Genomic DNA, 24,353 nt, shown 5'->3' with positions numbered 1-24,353 from the left:
AATAACGGATAGTTCTAAAACTTGAAATTATAAGAAACCGCAGGTACAAAAGAACCTATGATAGAGTAGCGGATTGCCTGAGTTTTAGGCACTCCATTATTGGTTTCTGCATACTTGTAATCAGGATTATTCTGAAAATAAATAGAGAATGGATTACGTCGATTATATGCATTATACACAGAGAATACCCAATAACTTTCCCATTTACGTCCTTCTTTCTTCTTATTTTTCTTCGTAGCAGAAATATCTAACCGATGATAATCTGGGTTGCGGGAGTTGTTCCGATCTTCATTAGGTAACAAAGGAACTGATGGCAATTGCCCAAATTCTGCTCTATTGGTATAGAAGGTAATTGGTGTACCAGACTGATAGACAAAGTTAGCTGCAATACTCCACAATGGTGTCAGCATATAATCCGCAGTTACACTCAAATTGTGTAGGCGATCAAATCGATTAGGAAACCATTTTCCATGATTAATAATAGTATTAGCTAAACGACGTTCTGTTTTTGCCAGCGTATAACTAATAAAGCCTGTTAATCTACCTGTTGCTTTTCTTACTGAAAATTCCATCCCATAGGCTCTACCGATCCCCTGAAGAAGGTCACCTTCCAGATTGTAGTTCAACAGAAGATTTGCACTGTTTACATAGTCAAGTTGGTTTTTTAGCTCTTTATAATACACCTCTACAGAAGCTTCATAGGTATTCTCTTGAAAGTTTCGGAAATATCCTAAGGCTATCTGATCTGCTAACTGGGGTTTGACATTATTAGTGCTGGGCGTCCATACATCTAATGGTGTTGAGGCCGCAGTATTTGAAACCAGGTGAATATATTGAGCTGTGCGATTATAACTGGCTTTTACAGAGCTTCTATCATTTAATGTATAATTTGCAGAGAAACGAGGTTCCAGATTATTGTAGCTAGCTATTGTTTTCCATGAATTAAAATGTTTGATGTTGGAAGGCTGGCGTCTTTCACCATTAGCAGGAGTATTATAATAATAGGCATCTCCTGAACCCAGATATTGGAACAGAGAATAACGTAATCCATACTGAATAGTTAGCTTTGAACTTATTTTCTGTTCATTGTCTATATAAATCCCACTTTCCAGTGCATATTTATTAGGAAGACTATTTTCTCTTGGTATGCCTTCACTTGTTACAACAGTATTTCCTGGGTGGAAGTTGTAAAACAGTCCCTGAGCACCAAAACGGAGTGTGTTTTTGGTATTTATATAATAGGTAAAATCTGGTTTTATACTAAGATTTATAATTTTAGCATTCCAATTAAATTCTGATTTTTCAATATTGTCCTGAAATCCAAGTTCATAGTCGTAATTGCTATAGAAAGCAGTAAGATTCATGAACAACTTATCATTGTAAAGATGGTTCCAACGAGCGGAGGCTGTAGTACTTCCCCATGCAAAGCGAAAATCAGGAGAGCCAAATACATCCCGACCAAAATAGCCAGACAGATAGACTGTATTTTTGGGGTTAATGATGTAGTTGACCTTAGATGTCAAATCATAAAAATAAAACTTACTGCCTTTTAAATCTTCATTCAGAAACGGCTTTGCTAGCACATCTATATACGATCTACGCGCCCCGATTACAAAAGAAGCCTTGTCTTTAATCAGTGGAGCCTCTAGTGACAAGCGACTGAATATAACCCCTATGCCACCTTGTCCTGAAAATTTCTTATTGTTTCCTTCTTTAGTTCGTACATCCAAAATAGAAGACAAACGCCCTCCGTATTGGGCAGGAATACCTCCTTTGATTAACTTTACATCTTTCACAATATCTGGATTGAATACAGAGAAAAATCCGAATAAGTGGGCAGAGTTGTATACAGGTGCCTCATCAATCAAGACAAGGTTCTGATCAATACTTCCTCCCCGAACGTTAAACCCTGTGGCTCCTTCACCAATGGTACTTACACCAGGTAACAACTGAATACTACGAATTACGTCTACTTCACCCAAAAAGGCGGGTATTTTCTGGATGGTTTTGATATCCAGTTTGTTGACACTCATCGACACATCTCTGACGTTAGCATCCGGGCGATCGGCTGTAACAACAATTTCATTTAACTGCACTCCTTCTTCCGTTAGCTCTACATCCTGTTTTACATTTGCATTTAATGTGATGTCTTTATAAAAAGACTGATAGCCGACATAAGAGATACCTATGCTATATGTACCTGAAGGCAGGGTGAGAGAATAAAATCCATACTCATTGGTTACAGTACCATTGGATGTACCTTTGACAAAAACGGCTACTCCAATCATGTTTTCGCCATTCTTGCTATCCTTGACATACCCACTGATAGTAAATTTTTCCTGTGCCAGAGCAAGCTGAGTACATAAGAGATAGCTTACAAAGAGGCACATGCATCGATAAAGTTGATTCATAGCATTAGGTTTGATAATAACTTAAGAAAGTGTTCAGATTAAAAAAGTAGTCTCCGATTTTTATTGTAAGACGTAAAACTATATCAGTTTCCTTTATATAAAATAGATAATTTGGATGAAACGCTGAAATGATCCCGCCAACGGCAGATTTAAAGGAGTAGACGCTATGCAAATTAAGTTGTATATAAAGTATCTTTGAAGTCATTTTTATATAGAAAGTTACATGCCCTCTTTATTCAGTTATAAAAACTTTAGTATCCCCAATCCTATTGGTGGCAGGCGTTTCGTGGTGCCCGATATACATGGATTTGCTTATACTTTTCGAACATTGGTTGAAGATCAGCTTCAGCTAAGACATACAGATCAACTTTTTCTACTAGGCGATTACATAGACCGGGGACCTGATAGTGTGGGTGTTATTGATTTTATCTTACAATTACAGGAAGAAGGATATCAGATTTTTCCTCTAAAGGGAAACCATGAAGAGAACTTTCTGGATAATTATTCCCACTACCATCAGGGCATTTATCAGAAGTTCTTTCTGCAAAGCATGCAATCAGAGAAACTATATAAACTGCTCGACAAGGATATGCATCTATTGCCGGAATATAGCGCCTTCTTTGATTCTCTTGCATATTATTTTGAGCTTGATCGGTTTTATCTGGTGCATGCAGGCTTTCGTTTTTCCAGCCCACAACCTTTCGAGGACTTTGACGCAATGCTTAACATCCGACGATTGAAGCATAATCCTACTCAAAAAACTATTATACATGGCCATGATATCACAGACCTGGATATCATTCGTCATAGAATAGAGCAGCGAAACAATATTATTCCCTTGGATAATGGCTGTTATTATGGCCCTGTAGTCGAGCAGTTAAAAAGTATTTCTCCTTTACAAAACGTAGGTAAGCTACTGGCACTGAATCTGGATACATTTGAGTTATATGAACAGAAGAACGTAGGCTAAAGTATAATACAGTAGAATAATACCAGAAGTTCTTTCAGTATATATAGGTAGTCAATGCATTAGCAGATTTATGCGACTATTCCTGCCAAATAAGTTTGCACTTCAAAAAAGATATTATTTTTGCCGACATTATTCGATTTTTTACGTAAATATCAATCAACAAATAGCGAAAATCCTTTGGCTGCTTCACTTTCTCAATTATTGCAAGGTGTTCCTGTACTAGCTATTACAGGTGATACTACTCAACAAATCACAAAGTTGTGTCTGGACTCAAGGCAAGTGCAGCCAGGGAGTCTGTTTGCTGCTGTACGTGGTACACAAACCGATGGTCATCAGTTTATCGCAAAAGCTGTTGAACTGGGTGCCACAGCTATAGTATGTGAGCAGCTTCCTGAAACACAGGTTGCTTCAGTTGTGTATATTCAGGTTAGTGATAGTGCCAAAGCTTTAGGATTTATAGCTTCTAACTTTTATGGTAATCCTTCCGAAAAGCTTAAACTGGTAGCTGTAACAGGGACTAATGGTAAAACTACAACTGTAACCTTATTGTATCAACTCTTTCGCCGATTAGGATACCGGACAGGAATGTTGTCTACTGTACGTAATTATATTGACGACAAACCTGTAGAAGCCACACATACCACTCCGGATGCCATAAATCTTAATGCTCTACTGGCTGATATGGTTACCGCTGGGTGTACACATGCTTTTATGGAAGCCAGTTCACATGCTATTGTACAGGAAAGGACAGCTGGAGTAAAGTTTACAGGAGCTATATTTACAAACATTACACATGACCATCTGGATTTTCACCAGACATTTGATAATTATATTAAAGCCAAGAAGAAGCTATTTGACGAACTACCTTCCTCTGCCTTTGCACTGGCAAATCTGGATGACAAGCGGGGACTCATAATACTTCAGAATACAAGTGCCCGTAAAGCCACTTTTTCGCTGGTGAATCCTGCTCCTTTTAAAGGACGTTTGATTGCCAATACGCTGCATGGGCTGGAGATGGAAATAGAAGGGAAAGAAGTGTGGTTTAAGTTGATTGGAGAGTTTAATGCCTATAATATTCTGGGAGTGTATGCTACTGCTATATTATTAGGAGAGCCTATCGAAGAAGTATTGATGCAATTATCAGATGTTTTACCTGCACCGGGTCGTTTTGATCAGGTGAGATCTGCCGAGGGAGTAATTGGAATTGTAGACTATGCACATACTCCTGATGCATTGGAAAATGTGTTGGAAACTATACAGGAGTTGAAAGACGGAGGTAAAGTAATTACAATTGTAGGGTGTGGTGGCAATCGTGATGCAGCAAAACGCCCATTAATGGCGGAGATTGCCTGTAAATTAAGCGATAAGATACTCTTAACATCTGACAACCCTCGCTTTGAAGAGCCAGAGGCCATATTAGCAGATATGGAGAAAGGAGTAAAAATTACGGATCGTAACCGTGTACAGACAATTATAGATAGAAAAGAAGCTATTGCTAAAGCAGTGGCACTGGCACAGCCAGGAGATATTATTCTGATTGCCGGAAAAGGACATGAGACATATCAGGAAATTAAAGGAGTAAAATATCCTTTTGATGACAAGAAAATTATAACAGAACTATTTGAAGCTTAAGGTATACATACCATACTTATACAATCCCCTTAATTTGCTGTATTTTTAACCCGTATTATATAGATGCTTTACTATCTTTTTGACTATTTAGACAAACAGTTTGATTTCTTTGGTGCTGGCGTGTTCCGCTTTCTTTCATTTCGTGCCAGTATGGCGTTGATCATCGCTATGTCTATTGGAGCTATATACGGAAAGCAACTTATTAATCTTCTGCGACGATTACAGGTAGGAGAGTCCATTAGAGATCTGGGCCTTCAGGGACAAGCGGAAAAGAAGGGCACACCAACCATGGGTGGATTTATCATCATCGGGTCTATATTATTGCCAGTACTTTTGTTTGCCCGGTTAGATAATGTCTATATTATTTTATTATTGGTTAGTACAGTTTGGTTAGGGTTGATAGGATTCTTAGATGATTATGTGAAGGTTTTCAAAAAAGAAAGTAGCCTACCATGGCTTGCTGGGGATCGAGGGATAAAAGGTAAAATTAAGATAGTAGGTCAGATAGGGCTAGGATTAATCATAGGCCTTACACTTTACTATAACAATAATGTAGTGATTCGTAAATACGAAGGCCGTATCAATTATGATAACATTGCTGCCTCTAAATACCATGATATCAAGTCATTAACGACAACAGTTCCTTTCTTTAAAAATAACGAGCTGGATTATGGCCAGATCCTGCCTTTCCTCCCAGATGATTATCAATGGATAGTATATGTACTAGTGGCTATTTTTATTATTACAGCTGTTTCCAATGGAGCTAACATTACAGATGGTATAGACGGATTAGCGGCAGGCATCTCCGCAATTATAGGACTTACCCTTGGACTATTTGCGTATTTGTCAGGTAATGCCATTTTTGCGAACTATTTGAAGATTATGTACATACCTCACCTTGGTGAGTTAGTAATATTCTGTGCCGCCTTTGTGGGTGCGTGTGTAGGGTTCCTGTGGTATAACTCCTATCCCGCCTCTGTATTTATGGGTGATACAGGTAGTTTAACATTAGGTGGAATTATTGCGGTAATTGCACTGATTGTTCGTAAAGAATTAATGATTCCAATCATCTGTGGCGTATTCCTGGCAGAAAGCATCTCTGTGATTTTACAGGTATATTACTTTAAATACCAGAAACGACGCAGGGGGATAGAATATGCGCGAGAGCACCGACTGTTTAAAATGGCTCCGTTACATCACCACTACCAGCGTTTGGGGTATCATGAATCGAAAATCGTAATCCGATTCTTTATCATTGCCATTATTCTGGCTGTATTTAGTATTGCAACACTAAAATTACGGTAGTCAATATCCACTTAGAGATTTTACTCAGCAGTTAATTTACGAATCATATGAAAATTGTTGTTTTGGGTGGCGGTGAAAGCGGAGTAGGAGCAGCTTTACTGGCTAAAGCAAAAGGATTTGAGGTGTTTTTATCCGATAAAGGAAAATTACAGGAAAGTTATCGGCAAACGTTGAGGGACAATGCTATTCCGTTTGAAGAGGAAACACATACTGAAGACTTGATTCTGGATGCCACTGAAGTAATCAAAAGTCCGGGTATTCCTGATAAGGTTGATATCATCAAGAAACTAAAAGCGCTGAATATTCCTATCATTTCTGAAATAGAGTTTGCGTCACGCTATACAAAAGCAAAGCTTGTTGCCATAACTGGTTCTAATGGAAAAACTACCACAACACTATTAACCTACCACTTATTTAAAGAAGCTGGCCTCAATGTAGGACTAGCAGGAAATGTAGGGCATAGTTTTGCAGAACTGGTAATTGAGGATAAATTTGACTGGTATGTATTGGAAATGAGTAGTTTTCAGTTAGATAATAGCTATACTTTTCGTCCATACATTTCCATACTGACCAATATCACACCAGATCACCTGGATCGGTATGATTATAAGTTTGAGAATTATATTGACTCAAAGTTTCGGGTCATTCAGTCTCAAACACCTGAGGACTATTTTATCTATTATAGAGATAGCCCTCCCATTAAAGACAAGCTGGAAACTATAGAGTTGAAGCCTCTTGCTTTGCCAATTACAACCAGTCCTGAAGGATCAGAGTTAAATACTACAAACCTTTCGTATATAACAGATTCGTTACTCAGAACAAGTTTTAATACATCAGAAATACAGATAGCTATAAAAGACCTCCCATTAAAAGGTGTACACAATGCATTGAATATTTCCTGTGCACTGGTAGCCTGTCAGATTGTGGGTATTCATGACACAGCTATTCTGGCAGGATTGCAGACTTTTAGAAACGCTCCTCACAGATTAGAGAAAGTAGGCGAAATAAATGGGGTTACATTTATCAACGATTCTAAAGCAACAAATGTAGATTCGGTATTTTATGCTTTAGGTAGTTTTGATCAGGAACCATTGATCTGGATTGCGGGTGGTGTAGATAAGGGAAATGATTATACTCAAATAGAAGAACTGGTAAAACAGAAAGTAAAAGCCCTTATTTGTTTAGGAAAAGATAATAGCAAACTGAAGGCATTTTTTAAGGGAAAAATACCTGCTATTTATGAGAGCCAGAGTATTGAAGATGTTATCACATTAGGTACGGAAATTGGCAGGCCTGGAGATGTGGTATTGCTTTCCCCAGCTTGTGCCAGTTTTGACCTGTTCCGTAATTATGAAGATCGGGGAGATCAGTTCCGAAAAGCTGTAGTAAGCCGAGAATGAAAAAAAATTTTTTTAAATAGAAAGAGCCTGAGCATTTTACATGTTCAGGCTCTTTCTATTTAGGGCAATTATATATAGCACATATCACAGATAGTCTGGTTTAATTATTTTCATTTTTTGCGCTTTTGCTGGCAGGCTTGTTTTATAAGGTATACTAGTTTTCCATTTGTGTAAATCGTTGGATTGGTGTTGAGATTTATACGTGTTTTAAAGGGATCTACTTATGATTTAGGGAAAGTGAGTTTTGAAAAAATGAGTATGAGTATAAGTACTTATTTTTTTCTTTTCTTAATTAATTGTATTATTTGTATATTTTCCATTGAAATGTTTATTGTCTGATTTTTTGTTTTTATTTCAATGTTTAATAAAAACAGGTAATATGTAAGGTAAATGACTACTTTTTGATCTAAAAAATTGAGAATATCTTTTATTTGTGAAGCTTTTTTGTTTGTTTTGGTACGAGAATTGCATTTGTTAATTTATTTAGTAATTGTATTTAAACTTTAATTTTACATTTATGAAAACGCTTCTTTCTATATTTATATTCGTCCTTGTTTCAGTTGTAGCTGTGCAAGCACAAAGCTCTGGTGACTATAAACATCCATATGGTCTTACACAAACCAGTAAATCACAGAAAGTCACTAAGGCTGTTTCTACAGATCGCAAGGAGACTGTGAAGGTAAAACGTAACTATAAGAACCCACAGACTGAAAAAGAAGAAGTTGCAACTGTGGCTCCTGGAAGAACGGTAGAAACGGTTGTAAACCCATTGACTGCAACGGATAACTACAAACGTCAGAATCGTAATACAGAAGCGGATAATGCACCAAACGTGAAGGAAAATGATATTATGGTGCAGGACTCTCTGAATAAGAATAATAAGAAAGACTAATACACTTGGTCTATAGTAAAAAGAAGGGCTTCTTTGTATAGAGAAGCCCTTCTTTTTATGAAACAGCAGCAGTAATACTATCTGCTATTACTTTACCTCCCTTAATACGGATAACTCGCTGTGTTTTTGCTGCAAGTTCCAGATCGTGAGTCACCAGAACTAGTGTGGTGCCATTCTCTCTATTTAGCTCAAATAACAGGTTTTCGACTTTGATACTGGTTTCATCATCCAGATTACCTGTAGGTTCATCGGCAAACAGGATTTTGGGGCGGTTGGAAAATGCTCTTGCCAGAGAAACCCGTTGTTGTTCTCCTCCCGATAACTGAGTAGGATAGTGATGGCCTCTCTGCCCAAGTCCTACACGTTCGAGCAATTCCTGTGCGTAAGTTCGTGCATTTTTTGTTCCTCTTAACTCCATTGGTACCATCACGTTTTCCAGTGCTGTAAGAGTAGGCAGCAACTGGAAGTTCTGAAAAATAAATCCTACATGTTCATTTCGTACGGCAGCACGTTGGTCTTCTGTAAGATTATCCAGGCATATATCATTCAGGTATACACTTCCGGAAGAGGCTCTGTCTAAACCTGCACATAGCCCTAGCAAAGTAGTTTTACCACTGCCTGAAGGACCTACAATGGAAAATGTGTCACCAGGTTGTAATTCGAAACTTACTGCTTCCAGCACTGTAAGAGTGCGACCACCACTTTGATAAGACTTGGTTAAGTCCTGCACACGTAGAATAGACATGAATATATGTTTTGTCGGGTTGATGATTACAATGGTACCCTTTGTGCATTAGAAATTATCTGCATAAAAAGGTGCCATCCAATAAAATCCGTTTTGATTCGTATAGGGAAATAGTATCTTTCAAGTCTGAAATTTTACCCTATATTTTAAAAGACGGATAGATACAGAAAAAATTTTCAGAGATTGAATCTTTTATAGTTATCTGATTTAACAACAATACATAATAACAGTTCAAATGTCAACCTTGAAAACAACCATTTATCATTTTGTTGTCCTTTGGGTTATGGGATTAACATTGTTTGCCTGTTCTTCCAAGTCAACTGAGGATCAAACCAGCTCCGAAAAGGCCGATGTAAACGATTCAAGCCAGACAAATAAGATGCCTCTTGCCAAAAAGCAGACTATTTTATTTTTCGGAAATAGCCTTACTGCCGGATACGGATTAGACCCTACTGAAGCATTTTCTTCGCTAATACAGAAAAAGATAGACTCGCTGAAGTTGCCATATACTGTTATCAATGCTGGCTTGAGTGGTGAGACCTCTGCTGGAGGGAAAGCCCGTATCAGCTGGGTGTTGCGACAACCTGTAGATATATTTGTTCTTGAACTAGGAGCAAATGACGGTCTGCGTGGGATTGAACTCTCTGATACCCGTAAAAATTTGCAGGCAATTATTGATACCGTAAAGGCCAGAAATCCAGATACAAAGCTTGTATTAGCAGGTATGCAGATGCCTCCTAATCTGGGTAAAAAGTATATTACTGAGTTTAAGGAGCTTTATCCTAAGCTGGCAGAAGCCAATCAGGCTGTCCTGATTCCGTTCCTGCTGGATAAAGTAGCAGGAATACCTTCTTTAAATCAGGCAGATGGCATACATCCCACAGCAGAAGGGAACAAGATAGTAGCCGAAAATGTGTGGGCTGTTTTACAGCCTCTGCTTACACAACCGTCTTTGTAAGTCTAAATGTATAATATAAGACATACATTCAAAAAAGAGTCATGAAAGCATATCAGGAAATATATAGTATTATTACTGCCTATATTCACAAGTTAACTTCCGATAAGCATATCATTGATGAAGTGACTCAGGAAGTACTTATTAAAGTACATCAGTCTATTCAAACACTTCAGCATGAAGATAAACTTACTTCCTGGCTCAAGCGGATTGTATATACTACTTTAATGGATTATTATCGGCGTGAACAGAGTTTGCTAACGCAGGAAATAGGAGAGTTGGTCTCTATGGAAGAATATAGTAATGAAGGCAATGAAGAAGTGTTACAGTGTATCCAACTGTTGATTGACATATTACCAGAGGAAGAACGACAACTTATGATTGCGGTTGAAATTGAAGGTGTGAAGCAAACAGATTATGCAAAGAAACATCAACTGCCTTTAAGTACAGTAAAATCACGAATCCAACGTGCCCGTCAAAAATTGAAGGATACCATAAAAAGCAATTGTTTTCTTACAAATGATGTATATGGGAATGTCGTAGACTATAAAAAGCCCTCTTTTGTTGACTCAGAAAAAATTAGCTGATTTTTTCTGAGTCTTTTTTTTGTGCCTTTCGTCTGTTCTGAAAAATAGAAAATTCGAATGTTTACAAAGAAAAAGATGTATCAGTTAGTAGTAGTAGTTATCGCTTTTATAGGCCTGATTGCCGTAATCATAGGTCTTTATGCTTATCGATGGAATTTAGTTAATCCTCTTAAAAAGGCAACCCTGACTATTGGCAATTTTGAGCGAACATTTGTGTATCATGTACCTAGACAAGTTTCGTCCCATCCCAAACTGATTATTGCCTATCATGGTACTGGAATGTGGGCGAGTCTGATGCAGGTGTTTACAGGGCATGAATTTGATGAGCAGGCAGACATGACAAAAGATGCCATTATAGTTTATCCGCAAGGTTACGAGAGCAATTGGAACGATTGCCGAAAAACTGCTCCTTATCCTGCTAAACAGTTGCAGATAGACGATGTTGGTTTTACAGAGCAGATCATTGCTTTTTTTAGTAATGGGTATCAGATTGATAAAAAGGAAGTCTATGCAGTTGGCTTTTCAAATGGAGGTACCATGGTAATGAAACTTGCCAGACAACACCCGGAATGGTTTAAAGGGTTCGCCGTTATTGGTAGCAATATGCCAGCTGCTAGCAATGATGATTGTGAGGATATTGGCCAACCTGTATCAATGTTGTTTGTAAGTGGAGAAAATGATCCCATTGTTCCTTATCAGGGAGGTGAAATTATACTGGATGGCAAAAATTTTGGATTGGTAAAAAGCGTAGAAGAAACAGTAGCGCACTGGCTTACAATTAGCCAATGTCTCTCTGATAAGTATAAAAGTTCTTCTTTTCCCAATACAAATCCTACTGTGTTTCGGAAAGACTACATGGCTCCAGTTACAGAAAAACGTATTTGTTTTATACGTATTGCTAATGGAGGGCATACTATCTCCAATCGGAATTTCCGAATACCTATTAAAAAGATGGGATACATGAACACTGATGTAGATGTCCCGGTTTTAATCTGGGAATTTTTTATGAGTCTGAAATAGCTGTTCTACAATGGTTGTGAAAACAAACCAGGTTATAGACAGCTTATGGCTTTTGCTACCAGTTTTAAAAAGATGCGGGTGGTCAATGATTGGTATGTAATTTAGATTATGACCGGAATTCTGTTCACAAGAAAATAATTGGGAACGCCTCAGATTCTTTGATTAAAGTATAAAATGACCATTATTCGAATCGTTTTGAGTTTTGACCGGAATACCGATCATATTGAAAAAATATTCGAATAATGGTCATTTTCTCATTTGACCTAAACTCTGTTCACTTTTGAGTTTGACTGGAATTCCGGTCGCTTTTATCAGTAATCGGAACTCCAGTTATTTCTACGAATTATCAGAGTTCTGATAAGTATAAAACACGATCAGTATTCTGATATTCGCTGTATATAACTAGAATCTTGGTTAAGGTTCTATAAGAGGAATTTGTCTGAAGAATAGTAAGAGAAAATAAATGATCACTCAAACACAATTTGGAATTCTGTGTAGCCAGTAGCCAGGGTTTGAAGAGAGAAATCACAGTTATGATTAAGAAGGATTTCGCGGATTAAAGTCAGGCCTATTCCCTGACCTTCACGTTTAGTACTAAAGAAGGGAGAGAATAACTGTGCAGCAGCTTCTTTTGAAATGCCTTTGCCCGAATCCTGAATTATCAGGGTGCGAAGGTCTGGTTTGCTGATAAATTCTATTTTGCCATTCTGCTCAATAGACTCAATGGCATTTTTTATAATGTTTACCAGCACCTGTTCTATTTGCTGAACATCAATAAATACAAGAAAAGGCAAATCAGGTATGTCAATGTCAAACTCAATGCCACTTGCTATAGCTTGTTGCTCCATAAGTGTCGCTACATCTCTGATAATATGATGTATATCTGCTTGTTCCCTTTGTGGTTGAGGAAGACGCACTACATCTGCAAAATTACGCATAAAAATATTGAGACGTTGATTGCGCTCCATTGCTACCTGTAAAGCGTGTATATACTCAGGTTTCTCGATTGCCTTATAGGTAAGCGCTGAATCCAGAATGGAATTGATGGGACCAATGGAATTATTTACCTCATGGGCCATCATCCGGATTACTTTTCCATAGGCATTCTTTTCTGCTTTGAGCAATTCTGCGGACAATTCTTCAATGGTGATAAAATAGCGTTGAAAGCCACGATCAACAAAATGCGATTTCTGGCATTTATACATTTCAATGCCATTAATACTTACTGTTTTGGATTCGCCGGAAGGGAGGTCTGTTAATGCCTCCAGTAATGGATGTGAGACTTCATTAAGCGCCTTTCCAAAGATAGTTTGATCTGTTAGATCAATAAATTGTGCAGCTTTGGGATTGATTGAAGCTATTTTTTGATCAAAGTCCAATATAATAATGCCAGTAGGAGAGGCCTGGATCAGATTCTCAAGAAAAAAATGTTGTTGCTGTTGTAACGTTCGTTCTTCCCGAAGTTTATCAATCATCATATTGTATACACCAATCAACTGATCCATTTCATATTTTCCTGTTTTGACAAACTTAACATTGAAGTCTTTGTCTTTGATTGAATCAATCCCCGTCATAATCAACTTCAGAGGCTGAATGAAGTCCTGATAGAGCATGACAGAGGCACCTATGGATAGAAGGATTAGTGCCTCTGTGACAATGAATAGTATTTTGTTATCCTTGAGCCAGTAAAAGCTGAATACCAGTAAAATAGAGTGAACAAGAGCAATAAAGAGGATATACTTAACTTTCAGCGTCATAAGGAATATTGTATTTTTCTAACCGGCGATAGAGTGCACTGCGGCTAAGGCCCAGCGACCGGGCTACTCTGGCTATACGATGTTTATGAAAATCAAGTGCCTTTCTGATCAACTGTATTTCCATTTCTTCCAGGGTCATTATACCAGTTTCAGGTTGTTTTACCACTGGTTGTACAGTTGTTGATACCCCAGGTTGCAAACTAAAATCCTCTACTTCCAGTATATCCTTTTGTGTCACAAGTACAGTTCGTTCTACCAGGTTTTTTAACTGCCGGATATTGCCAGGCAGAGGCTGGGTTTGTAACCATTGTTTGGCTCGTTTACTAATAGTGAGTTCCGGTCGATTGTAAATGACTTTCAGGTTATTTACAAAGAAGTCTGCCAGCAAGGGAATATCTCCAGGGCGTTCACGCAGGGCTGGAACCTTTACCGTGATAAGATTAATCCGATAAAAAAGGTCTTCCCGAAATGTTCCTTCTGCTACCATCTTTTCAAGATCACGGTTTGTGGCACTTACTACACGTACATCAACAGTTCGGGTTTGGCTGCTACCAAGTACTTCGAATGTCTTATCCTGTAGTACCCGCAATAATTTCACCTGATTACTTAGTTCCAGTTCTCCAATTTCATCCAGAAATATAGTTCCTTTGTGTGCCAGTTCAAATCGGCCAGCTCTGTCTGCTTTGGCATCTGTAAATGCCCCTCTCTTATGACCAAACATCTCGCTTTCAAATAAGCTTGTCGAAATGCCGCCCAGATTTACCTTGACAAAGGACTTCTTTTGTCGGTGGCTACTGTAATGTATCGCTTCTGCAATGAGTTCTTTGCCCGTACCACTTTCACCCATAATTAATACAGAGGCATCGGTAGTGCTGACACGGCCAACCGTTTCCAAGACCTGTAATAGTTTTGGGTCTTCTCCAATGATATTGTCAAAATAGTATTTCTCGTTTAGCTTTTTACGACTGATTGATTGGGTCTTTGTTTGTGAAAGACTCAGAATGGTGCGAATAGATTGGAGCAATTGTGTATTGCTCCAGGGTTTACTTACAAAATCCTTTGCACCTGCTTTCATGCCCTTTACTGCCAGATCAATAGTTGCCCATCCGGTAATTAATATAACCGGGACTGTGGCATGTATTTTCAGGATTTGTTCCAACAACTTCAATCCTTGTTCTCCTGATGTCTCAATAGAAAAATTCATATCAAGGATAATCAGTTCAGGTTTGCTGTTCTGGACAAACTGTATGGCTTCAGATGGGGAGCTGGCTGTCTGAGCTTCAAATCCTTCCTGTCTCAGTAACAAAAGAAGTGAAATGGCAACAGCATTATCATCATCAATAATAAGGATCATGATTCGAATCTAAGATAAACAAAGATGTAAAGGTTTTTTTGATTTTACTTTACTATCCTGAACATAAAACAAGTTGTGAAAGTACGCCACGTCTATTCTTCATGCAATGCCATAGCGGGTTGGATGCTGGCAGCCTGCCGACTTGGGTTAAATGCACAGACCATTACTAACAGATAGATGACAATAACAGATATCAGCATGGCAATCAGATAAATATCAGCCGCTAAATCAAAGACATGTAATAATGGGAATTGAACTGCAAAGAATAAACCGATTATGAGAGCGAACGTTGCAATTACCATTACTTCGCCAATAAATTGTTTGGAAATATCTTTTTCTGTAGCGCCAATGGCTCTACGTAGCCCAATTTCTCCTTTTCGTTGGTTAATATTCTGCCAGAGTATGCCAAACAAGCCAAGAGAAACATTAAAGATCAGAAATGTGCAGACAATAAGTAGAACGGTCATAGGAATAAATACCAATTTGTTCTGATTGGCTTTTTTGTCTGTGAGGTGTTCAATTTCTACATTCCATCCTCTTAGAAGTCCACCCAGCCCTTTGAATAATTTTGCTTCAAAGATAGCCCCAGTTCCTGGTTTTACTTTAACCAGTATATTTGATTTATAGTCTTTGCCAGCAGAAATAGGAAAAAATATCCCAGCAACAGGGTCTGTAAAATCGCCTTTGTCTTTGTAACTAGCCACCACACCTACAACCTTATGGGTAGTATCAGCTTTAATAATTTTTCCAATTGGATTTTCATTGCCAAATAAGTTTTGACTTAGTTGTTCTGTAATAACAATGGGCTGATATTTAGTACCCTGATCTGTTTTATTAAACCATCTTCCTTTACTCATTTGTAAATTCATGGTTTTAGGATAGGTATCTTCTACCGTGTAGATATGTGCCATAGAGCTTATATTACCATATTTAACCGATGAGTTGTGAGTGGATGCCGCAAAAGGAAGATTCTGAGAAGCAAAACTGACTGCTTCCACTTCTGGAAAGGAGGCAATAAACTCTCTGGCTTGATGAAAAGGAGTACCTAATGAATCAGTTTCTGTTTCTGTAAGATTATCCAGGTTTACAACCCACACATTCTCATATTCAAAGCCCATAGGTTTTGAATAGTTTTGAATGTATTTAACCATAAGGCTTAATACTGCGAAAAGAACCATAAAAGAGAAAAAGATCTCTGTTATCAGTAAAAAGCTTTTTCGCTTTTGATTCCAGATTAATTTGAATAAGTGCTTTATCATATCAGTAATGTCTTAAAACAAAAAGAAATAAAATTATTCACCTGCTTTCAGTGCCTTAACAATATGAAGACGAGACATCCGAAAGGCGGGATATACACCCGAAAGTACTCCAAATAAGAGGCAGAGAGTCAAACCTGTTGCCAGCACAGTGAAATTGATTGTCAGATCTCCATAGGGAATAAGGCCACTGTTATTGATAATGTATACTACCAGGCCTGCACCTACAAAACCAATCAGTCCACCGATAAAGGTGATGGCAATGTTTTCGACAATAAACTGCAATACCAGATGAGGAGAAGACGCTCCAAATGCTTTGCGGACACCTATTTCAGAAGAACGTTCCAGAATACGACTGATATTGACATTAATCAGATTCACAGCAGGAAGCAGCATAAACAGAAAGGCGAAGATAGCACCAATTCGCATGAAGTAATCTCTGGGACTTTCTTCATCGATGCCTGTGAAGTTGCGAAGCATACCGTCAATAAAGTCGTCAGCATGGATAATTAACTTATCAAATGATTTAGGATCAGGTAAGGGTAGCTTTGCTGCCATATTATCAAACTCTGCCCGCATTTTTGGAACGTCAGCGGATGTGGAAGCCAGTAAAATGGCACAATACCGACCATTGTACTCAAGATTCTTCAGATTTATTTTGTCATGTGTATAAGGCATATATACATCTGACGAAACGTGGATACGCGTAATAGGAACTTCTTTTACAACTCCGGATATACGATACGATTCATTGTTGATATTGATATATTTTCCTACAGCAGACACACCCTCACCAAAATATTGTCGTCTGGTATCTTCTGTAATAACTACCACTTTCTCACTATTGGTGACTTGGTTTGTCTGATACGGTTTGCCTTCGATGAACCTAAAGTTTAATACATTCCAGAATTCAGCATCTGTATACTTGGCAAAAAGAGAGAGCTTTTTATTGCCTACAAACGTATTAACATTGTTAGGTACAAAGCTCATGAATGCTACTTTTTCAGGAGTTTGCATCTTTTTCAGGTAGTTTATGACAAAATAAGCAGAAATCGGGCCTGTCATCTGTCCATTCTGTTTGGTGTTTCGCATTACAGAACGCATCACATAAAGTGACCGGTCTCGTTTATCTTCCGGATAGTTTTCGCCCAGAAGATGACTCAGGAAGGACGTGATTACCAGTAGGATCATGAGAGTAAAGCTGATCCCAAACAGACTAATGAATGTAAAGAACCGATTCCGTCCCAGCACCTTCCAGGCAATTTTTAGATAATTTATAAGCATATTATTCTTTGATTAATCTTCCTGTGGAATTAAGTTGTTAAAATGAGAGAACTCTAAAAAACCTGGCTGCCATCAAATAACCGGACAAGTCGGTGGGTACGTTTGGCCATTTGTTCATCGTGAGTCACCATCACTACTGTTGCTCCATCTTTTTCGTTGAGTTGCGTGAGAATATTCATGATCTCGTTACCCATTACACTATCCAGGTTACCTGTAGGCTCGTCAGCCAGAATAATTCGTGGACGACCTACGATAGCTCTGGCAATGGCAACCCGCTGCTTCTGTCCGCCGGATAACTGTGTAGGAAAATGCTTCATTCGGTTGCTGAGCCCCACTTTTTCAAGTGCTTCTTCTGCCAGTTTTCGGCGTTCTTTGGCACTGCTGGTCCGATATAAAAGAGGGAGTTCAACATTGTCTACAACAGATAGATCATTGATCAAATGAAAGCTTTGAAAAATAAAACCAAGGGTTTTGTTCCGAAATGCTGCCAGTTTTTTGTCTGAGTAGTTTGTAATCGGTTCATCATCAATGGTTATATTACCTTTGGATGGCTCATCCAGAAGTCCCATGATATTCAGCAAGGTTGATTTGCCACATCCGGATGGACCCATAATAGATAAAAACTCGCCTTTCTTTATTTCCACATTGATTTGATTAAGAGCAAGTGTTTCAATTGTTTTTGTCTGATAGACTTTTTCGATATTTTCTAACTTAATCATAGTAATCTGATACTTCCTGAATCCCGAAGGAAGTTTGTTTAGGTGACTCTACCGGGTTGTAGGATATAGCGTTTGGATAGTATTTTTTATAGAGAGCTGTTTCTGAAGGTTCTTTCACTGGATGCAGGTACTGTGATTTTTTCATTCTTCAGAAAGTCGTACAACGTTAGATTTCTGATAGTATAATGGGCTGTCCAGAAATTACGCAAAGAAGTAATGTAATCCTGCTTAGATAAATCCTTTTCCTGCAAAGCCAGACTAAGATCTGTAATGCTGAGATTTCCAAGAATGTATCGGTCTTTGGCAATCTGATAACGCTGTTGGGCAATATCCTCTGCTTCTTTGGTAAGCTTAAGTTGTTCTTTCAACATATTTAACAGATTCACCTGTGTATAAATGCCTCTCTCAAAATCATTTCGGTCCTGTTCTACTGTATATTCAATAAGTTTCTTGTTGGCCCTGCTGGTTTCCAGTCGTGATCTGGCACGTCCCCAGTTCATAATAGGCAGATTAAACTCAACCAGCACAGTCGTCAGATTTTGAGGTGACTTGTAAGCATCTGAAATTGTAGACGCTGCCTTGGAGTAACCCAGCGTGGCATTGATATTGGTTTTGAATCCTACCTCACCACGAGCTTTGGCAATTTCACTCTCTGCTTCCAGTATTTTTCTGCGAAAAGCCAGAGCATCTTTTCTGTTTTCCAGTGCTTCTCTTAAGGCTACAGTCGCATCTATGTACATATCAGGGATACTATCCGGAATCACCAGCACAATATGTTCATTACTTCTATAGCCGATATATGATTTCAGATTACGTGAATAGGTTTCCTCATTCTGGCGGGCGGCTATCAGTGCTTTCTGTGCTTTAAGTAACTCCATTTTTAACTGTAGCAAGTCATTGGTAGAAGATTTTCCTACATTATACCTTTCCTGAGCTATTTTATAGATATTTTCATTGTTTTCCCGGTTTAATTCTGCCAGTTGCAGGTTAGTTTGTGCCAGGAGAAGATCAAAAAACAGACCTGTCGTATTAATGGCAATAGTTTCAATGGATTCAATATATGCTTGTTTGGATTCCAGATACTTGATAGGTTCAATCTTTTTATCCCACCGCAGCGTATTATAAGCAAATAGTGGCTGAGAGAAACCAATCAACACCGGACTACTATTGTAACGGGTTACATTGTTGTTAAAATCATCAAAACGTTGTAGCTGACTATTGACAAAGATGGAGGCTCCTGTAGCTGCAATACCCTGGCTAAGTGAAAGGCTAGCTAGTGCATTATTATTAATAACAGGTTGAAACTGAATACTTCCATCTGGTTGATATACCTGTGTAAACGAACGGTTATAATCGGGCAGATTCCCATATAGTGAGAGTTGGGGTTTATAGTTCGACTGGTAGGTCCGCCATTTCCAGTAGTTGGTTTCTCGCTCGGTTTCAGCCTGTTTAGATGCAATAGATTGACTCTTGGCCATACCAATCACATCGTCAAGTGTCCAGAGCGTTTGTGCTACTGCCTTCGTCGCAAAAGGTGATAGCACAAGAAGAATGAGTAATGTGAATTTATGTGAGTATGAATACATAGTTGTAGTAGTCAGAGAATGAGTGATAAGTTACTTGGTGATAGAGATATCATTCAAATGTTCATATTCACTCATATCAGAGATAATAATTGTCTCACCTGGCTTGATGTTATTTTTGAGCTCTACAAAGTCGAAGTTTGAAGCACCGATCTGTACCTGTCTGCGATGAGCTACACCATTCTCAAGTACAAAAACAGATTGCTCTGCTTTGCCTGAAAAGGCAGGGCCATTAGCTACCCTAACCACTCGTGAAGATGCATTGGTAACAATGAAAACTTCTACTTTCATGTTGGGTCTTAATGCTGGATGATTGTTCTTTTCCAGTGCGACAATAAAAGTCAGGATGTTGTTTTTGATGGTAGGACGTATGTTGGTGATACTTCCACGAAGTATAATTTCGTTTATTTTAACAATGACACTCATGCCGGTACGCAACATCTCTGAATAGGTATCTGAACAGCTACCCTCTATGCTATACCCATTCAGATCAGCTATTTTAGCAAGTTGTTCCCCTTCAGATACACTAGAGCCAATGTTTTCATTTACCCAGGTAACTACTCCATTACGTTTAGCTGTGATTTCGGCTTGTTTCAGTTTCGTTTCAAGTTCCCGAAGATCTTTTTCCTGAATACTTGCCTGTAGTTCCATTTCTCTTAGATCTGTTGTAACAGACTGTTTCATTGTTTTCAATTCATTGGCAAGCTTTTTCTTTTCAAGTTCGGCTGTCTTCAGATTAAAGTCCGCTTCGTTTACCTCTTCCTGTGTTGCACCTCCAACTGTTTTAAGATGTTGCGTATTGTTTAGTTTGGCTTGCAGACTTCCAATATTTAAGTCTTTTATGGCATTATCTACTTCGAGTTCGTAAAGACTTTTCTGGAGTTTGATACGGAGTTGCGTAATCGCATTTCGTTTTAAATCAAGCTGGTCCTTCTGCTTCTCATAGTCATTGATGGTCTGTGACTTATCCAGCTCCAGAATAGGTTGGTCAATTTTTACAGTTGTGCCGGGTGTGACAATGACCCGCTTTATTTCTGCTTTGATAGGACTGGAGATTACTTGTTCAAATTCTGGTATAAGCACCCCGGATGCCGTCAGCGTATTTTCGATAGGTCCCAGTTCGGCTGTGGCTGTTCGGATTTTATTGACAGAAATACTTGTCTTGAGAGAAGAACGGAAAAACAGAAATCCGGATGTGATAATAGCAACTCCTACTAATCCGCTAAGATAGGTTCTTATTTTTCGTTGGCGAAGGGTTTGGTTTGAAAGTTCTCTGTCCATTTTCGTAAAATTCTTTTGAAAGGTGACAGGTATATTTCAACTCTTGTGCCAAACGAGGTATTGTGTTGATATCTAGTGAGTTATATGTTTTTTGAGATTTTTGTGCTCAAGTACTGAAAAAAGAAAAAGTGTTCATTTCTGAACACTTTGTTCGTTTACGGGAAAGCTCTATAGTATCTAATGCAACAGATACTTATTTCTTACCAATTGAATCCAGTACACGCAGATATTCTTTTGCCAGATTTTCACGGTCAAAATGTGTTTGGGCATAGGTATATCCATTCATGCCATCTGTAGCGAGGCGTTCTTTGTCTGAGAGATAGAGTCGGATTTTGGCTACTATATCTGCAATATTTTCGGGTTCTGCATATACTCCACACCGGGCTTCTTCTACCAGTTGCCGGGACACTCCATCAATAACCATCAGGATAGGTTTGCGACAAGACATATAATCAAATGTTTTGTTTGAATATACAGTCTTGAATGTATCATTCTTTTTTAGGACAGAAGTGCCCAGATCAGAGGCAAGGATATATTTAAATACCTCTTTCTTTGGAACCGAATCTACAAACTGAACATTGGTAAGTTTGCGTTTTTGTGTTTCTTCTCGTAACATAGGTTTTTGCATACCATCACCAATGAGTACTATATGGGTATTGGTATCTTTCAGCGATTCCGCTACATCAATAAGCTGAATCAGGTGATTGGCAACACCATGTGCCCCTACATAGGTAATGACAAACTTATCCTGCCAGTTAAGTTTTTTACGAAATTCATTGGCATCAAAGGAATGAAGAAGCTCTTCAGAAAGGGAAAAGTCTGCAGCATTGGGTATCATTACTGTTTTTTGAGCAGGAACCTTTTTATCTTCAATCAGTTTGATCCGAAAGGCAGGAGTAAGACAGTTGATTAGTTTGGATTTTTTGTAAATGAACTTCTCAAACCAATAGGCAAACCGGATAATTGTTTTGTTCGTTAGTATTCCTGTATCAATAGCTGATTCCGGCCATAAATCGCGTATCTCAAAGACCAGCGGAATACGTTTCCAGCGAGATAAAATGTAACCAGTAATACCAACAAACAGAGGTGGAGAAGTAACAAGCACCACATTATACTTTTTTCGGGCATAAAATATTCCTGCTATAATGCTGGAAAAAACAAAAGAAAAATAAGCCCATAGCCGACCAATAAAATTTGTGTTGTATGCTTCTGAAACATGGCATCTGTAAACGGTAATATTTTGATCGTACTCCTCTCTAACGATAAATTTACCTTTGTGTTTATCCCGTTTCTTGCCACTGGCATAATGGACCATACCTCCGATAACAGTTACCTGATGTCCGTTTTCTGCCCAGACACGCGTCATCTCGTTAAAGCGAGACCCTCCTGGATCGTCTTTTTCTAAAAAATATTGATGAACTAAAAGAATGTGCATCTCTTGTTTTTGGCTTATTATTTAGGGTGTTCAGTCTGTTTGTATGAATAAAATAAGTTTATTAGTCATAAATTGTACTATCTCTGTTGAATATGTCTTGGTTTTCAGAAAAGCTAATGCATTTATGACTTTATTTGAGAAGACGCGAAAATAGTATCTTTTTTCAATTCAGCGCTTGTATTCCTATTTTTGTGCAAAATATACCTGTTCAGCAACCTGTTTATATAAAATACATTCCTGATCTAAGTATGGGATTTATTGTTGTATCTGCTTAAGTGACAAATCAGGAAAACCTTTATCTATTCTTCTTACCGAAAAAAACGCCTTTGGCTATACTCATGACTACGGATTTACAACCTATAACATTTGAAAGTTTCAAACTGAATAAACAACTTCTGACTGCTGTCGCAGAAGCGGGCTATGAAACTCCTACCGAAATTCAGCAGAAAGCCATTCCTATAGTACAGGGAGGACATGATGTGTTGGGAATTGCTCAGACAGGAACCGGAAAGACAGCAGCATATCTTTTACCTATTCTTATGAAAGTAAAATATGCCCAGGGAATGGCTCCACGTGCACTAATATTAGCCCCAACGAGGGAGCTGGTTATGCAGATCGACAAGGCTATTACCGAACTGGGTAAATATACAGACATTAGACACCTTGGGATTTATGGTGGTATTGGACCTAAAACCCAAATCGAAACCATTCAGAAAGGACTTGATATAATTGTAGCCACTCCCGGGCGATTTATGGACCTCTATCTGAAAGGGGAATTGATTACGAAAGAGATTCGAACACTTGTTTTAGACGAAGCGGATCGGATGATGGATATGGGTTTTATGCCCCAGATCAGACGCATTCTGGAGGTAATCCCTGTAAAACGTCAGAATCTGTTATTCTCAGCTACGTTTCTGCCTCGTGTAGAAACACTTTCAGAAGAATTTCTGGAACACCCAGTCCGAATTGAAGTGGCTCCTCAGGCTTCCACACCAGAAGTAGTAAAACAAAGCTTGTATGAAATACCGAATGTTAAGACTAAGGCACATTTCCTGGAGTATCTCTTACAAAATGCCGGATTAAGCAGAGTCATTGTATTTACAAGAACCAGGCAGACTGCCGAAAATATATATCGGTTTCTGACCCGGAAAATGCAGGAAGATGAGGTTCGGGTAATTCATGCCAACAAGGGACAAAATACCCGTATTAACTCTATGGAGTCTTTTAAGGAAGGAAATGTACGTGTACTAGTGGCCACTGATGTAGCTGCCAGAGGAATAGATGTACAGGAGGTAAGCCATGTCATCAATTTTGATGTGCCGATTGTGTATGAAGATTATGTACATCGCATTGGCCGTACAGGACGTGCTTTTCGTACAGGAGAAGCTATTACTTTCATGAATAAGGCAGAAAAGTACCACATAGAGAAGATTGAGAAATTGATCAGGATGACAATTCCCAGAGAGACTCTTCCTGCTGAAATTGAAATTTTTAAGACTCCTTTTGAGGAAGATCAGGAAATGAATCGGGAAATTGATAATCAAAAACGACGTGAGAACCCTGATTTTCAAGGGGCTTTCCATGAAAAGAAACGGCAGAAAGGTACAAATACAAAGCCAGGAAAGAAGAATGTAAAATCACCTGGAAAACCTCGTAGAAAATAAATTAGATTATTTCGTGCAATTTTATTACATAAATAATATGGAGTGAAGCTTTTGTTTTTCTAATGGTTGGTTATCATTTACCTTTAATAGGTATTATTATGTA

The 24,353-nt window shown here is 38.4% G+C and carries 19 protein-coding genes; 9 read left to right on the top strand and 10 right to left on the bottom strand.

Annotated elements, in window-relative coordinates; translation table 11 throughout:
- Window positions 1-14: 14 nt before the first annotated feature.
- A complete protein-coding gene (locus tag QNI15_RS11175; RefSeq protein WP_314031808.1) occupies window positions 15-2,411 on the bottom strand; it encodes a TonB-dependent receptor in 2,397 nt (798 codons plus the stop codon).
- 223 nt (window positions 2,412-2,634) lie between these two features.
- Here QNI15_RS11175 and QNI15_RS11170 point away from each other — a divergent pair, with 223 nt between their 5' ends.
- The 5 genes from QNI15_RS11170 (at window position 2,635) to QNI15_RS11150 (ending at window position 8,610) form a co-directional block, all read left to right on the top strand.
- Window positions 2,635-3,381: a metallophosphoesterase gene (locus QNI15_RS11170; protein ID WP_314031807.1), complete on the top strand. Its 747-nt coding sequence runs from the start codon at window positions 2,635-2,637 to the stop codon at window positions 3,379-3,381.
- A gap of 177 nt (window positions 3,382-3,558) precedes the next feature.
- Complete coding sequence (locus QNI15_RS11165) at window positions 3,559-5,013, top strand: UDP-N-acetylmuramoyl-L-alanyl-D-glutamate--2,6-diaminopimelate ligase (protein ID WP_314031934.1); 1,455 nt, start codon at window positions 3,559-3,561, stop codon at window positions 5,011-5,013.
- Window positions 5,014-5,076: 63 nt separating this feature from the next.
- Window positions 5,077-6,318: a phospho-N-acetylmuramoyl-pentapeptide-transferase gene (mraY, locus tag QNI15_RS11160; protein WP_313995390.1), complete on the top strand. Its 1,242-nt coding sequence runs from the start codon at window positions 5,077-5,079 to the stop codon at window positions 6,316-6,318.
- A 47-nt stretch (window positions 6,319-6,365) separates the two neighbouring features.
- A complete protein-coding gene (murD, locus tag QNI15_RS11155) occupies window positions 6,366-7,718 on the top strand; it encodes a UDP-N-acetylmuramoyl-L-alanine--D-glutamate ligase (protein WP_314031806.1) in 1,353 nt (450 codons plus the stop codon).
- A gap of 517 nt (window positions 7,719-8,235) precedes the next feature.
- Window positions 8,236-8,610: a hypothetical protein gene (locus QNI15_RS11150; protein WP_313977175.1), complete on the top strand. Its 375-nt coding sequence runs from the start codon at window positions 8,236-8,238 to the stop codon at window positions 8,608-8,610.
- Window positions 8,611-8,665: 55 nt separating this feature from the next.
- Here QNI15_RS11150 and QNI15_RS11145 read toward each other — a convergent pair whose 3' ends face one another.
- Window positions 8,666-9,355 carry an ABC transporter ATP-binding protein gene (locus tag QNI15_RS11145; RefSeq protein WP_314031805.1) on the bottom strand — a complete coding sequence of 230 codons (690 nt, stop codon included), beginning with the start codon at window positions 9,353-9,355 and terminating at the stop codon, window positions 8,666-8,668.
- 235 nt (window positions 9,356-9,590) lie between these two features.
- Between QNI15_RS11145 and QNI15_RS11140 the strand changes: the two genes are divergently transcribed.
- The 3 genes from QNI15_RS11140 to QNI15_RS11130 are packed head-to-tail and all read left to right on the top strand — an operon-like array spanning window position 9,591 to window position 11,917.
- Window positions 9,591-10,313 carry an arylesterase gene (locus tag QNI15_RS11140; RefSeq protein ID WP_390902181.1) on the top strand — a complete coding sequence of 241 codons (723 nt, stop codon included), beginning with the start codon at window positions 9,591-9,593 and terminating at the stop codon, window positions 10,311-10,313.
- 41 nt (window positions 10,314-10,354) lie between these two features.
- Window positions 10,355-10,897 carry a sigma-70 family RNA polymerase sigma factor gene (locus QNI15_RS11135; protein WP_314031803.1) on the top strand — a complete coding sequence of 181 codons (543 nt, stop codon included), beginning with the start codon at window positions 10,355-10,357 and terminating at the stop codon, window positions 10,895-10,897.
- A 57-nt stretch (window positions 10,898-10,954) separates the two neighbouring features.
- The gene (locus QNI15_RS11130) at window positions 10,955-11,917 is read left to right on the top strand and encodes an alpha/beta hydrolase family esterase (protein WP_314031801.1); all 963 of its coding nucleotides are present in this window, start codon (window positions 10,955-10,957) and stop codon (window positions 11,915-11,917) included.
- Between the two features lie 467 nt (window positions 11,918-12,384).
- Here QNI15_RS11130 and QNI15_RS11125 read toward each other — a convergent pair whose 3' ends face one another.
- From QNI15_RS11125 to QNI15_RS11090, 8 genes are all read right to left on the bottom strand, one after another.
- Window positions 12,385-13,674 (bottom strand): sensor histidine kinase, encoded by a 1,290-nt coding sequence (locus QNI15_RS11125; RefSeq protein WP_313995378.1) that lies wholly within the window; start codon window positions 13,672-13,674, stop codon window positions 12,385-12,387.
- Window positions 13,658-15,028 carry a sigma-54-dependent transcriptional regulator gene (locus QNI15_RS11120; protein WP_314031799.1) on the bottom strand — a complete coding sequence of 457 codons (1,371 nt, stop codon included), beginning with the start codon at window positions 15,026-15,028 and terminating at the stop codon, window positions 13,658-13,660. The genes QNI15_RS11125 and QNI15_RS11120 overlap by 17 nt, the downstream gene beginning before the upstream one ends.
- A 92-nt stretch (window positions 15,029-15,120) precedes the next feature.
- Window positions 15,121-16,287, bottom strand: a complete 1,167-nt coding sequence (locus tag QNI15_RS11115) for an ABC transporter permease (protein ID WP_314031797.1) — start codon at window positions 16,285-16,287, stop codon at window positions 15,121-15,123.
- Between the two features lie 33 nt (window positions 16,288-16,320).
- Complete coding sequence (locus tag QNI15_RS11110; RefSeq protein ID WP_314031795.1) at window positions 16,321-17,568, bottom strand: ABC transporter permease; 1,248 nt, start codon at window positions 17,566-17,568, stop codon at window positions 16,321-16,323.
- Between the two features lie 53 nt (window positions 17,569-17,621).
- Entirely contained in the window at window positions 17,622-18,287 is a 666-nt protein-coding gene (locus QNI15_RS11105; protein WP_313977158.1) for an ABC transporter ATP-binding protein, read from the bottom strand.
- A gap of 86 nt (window positions 18,288-18,373) precedes the next feature.
- On the bottom strand, window positions 18,374-19,873 hold the full coding sequence (locus QNI15_RS11100) for a TolC family protein (RefSeq protein WP_314031794.1): 1,500 nt from the start codon (window positions 19,871-19,873) through the stop codon (window positions 18,374-18,376).
- A 30-nt stretch (window positions 19,874-19,903) separates the two neighbouring features.
- Window positions 19,904-21,151: an efflux RND transporter periplasmic adaptor subunit gene (locus tag QNI15_RS11095; RefSeq protein WP_314031793.1), complete on the bottom strand. Its 1,248-nt coding sequence runs from the start codon at window positions 21,149-21,151 to the stop codon at window positions 19,904-19,906.
- A gap of 193 nt (window positions 21,152-21,344) precedes the next feature.
- Window positions 21,345-22,586: a glycosyltransferase family 4 protein gene (locus tag QNI15_RS11090; protein ID WP_314031792.1), complete on the bottom strand. Its 1,242-nt coding sequence runs from the start codon at window positions 22,584-22,586 to the stop codon at window positions 21,345-21,347.
- A gap of 338 nt (window positions 22,587-22,924) precedes the next feature.
- Between QNI15_RS11090 and QNI15_RS11085 the strand changes: the two genes are divergently transcribed.
- Window positions 22,925-24,250 carry a DEAD/DEAH box helicase gene (locus QNI15_RS11085; protein WP_314031791.1) on the top strand — a complete coding sequence of 442 codons (1,326 nt, stop codon included), beginning with the start codon at window positions 22,925-22,927 and terminating at the stop codon, window positions 24,248-24,250.
- The last annotated feature ends 103 nt before the right edge of the window (window positions 24,251-24,353 follow it).

This window comes from Xanthocytophaga flava (genome assembly GCF_030068545.1).
Classification (GTDB): Bacteria; Bacteroidota; Bacteroidia; order Cytophagales; family 172606-1; genus Xanthocytophaga; species Xanthocytophaga flava.
Note: the sequence above shows the minus strand (reverse complement) of the source record. Positions and strands in the feature narration are given on the sequence as shown.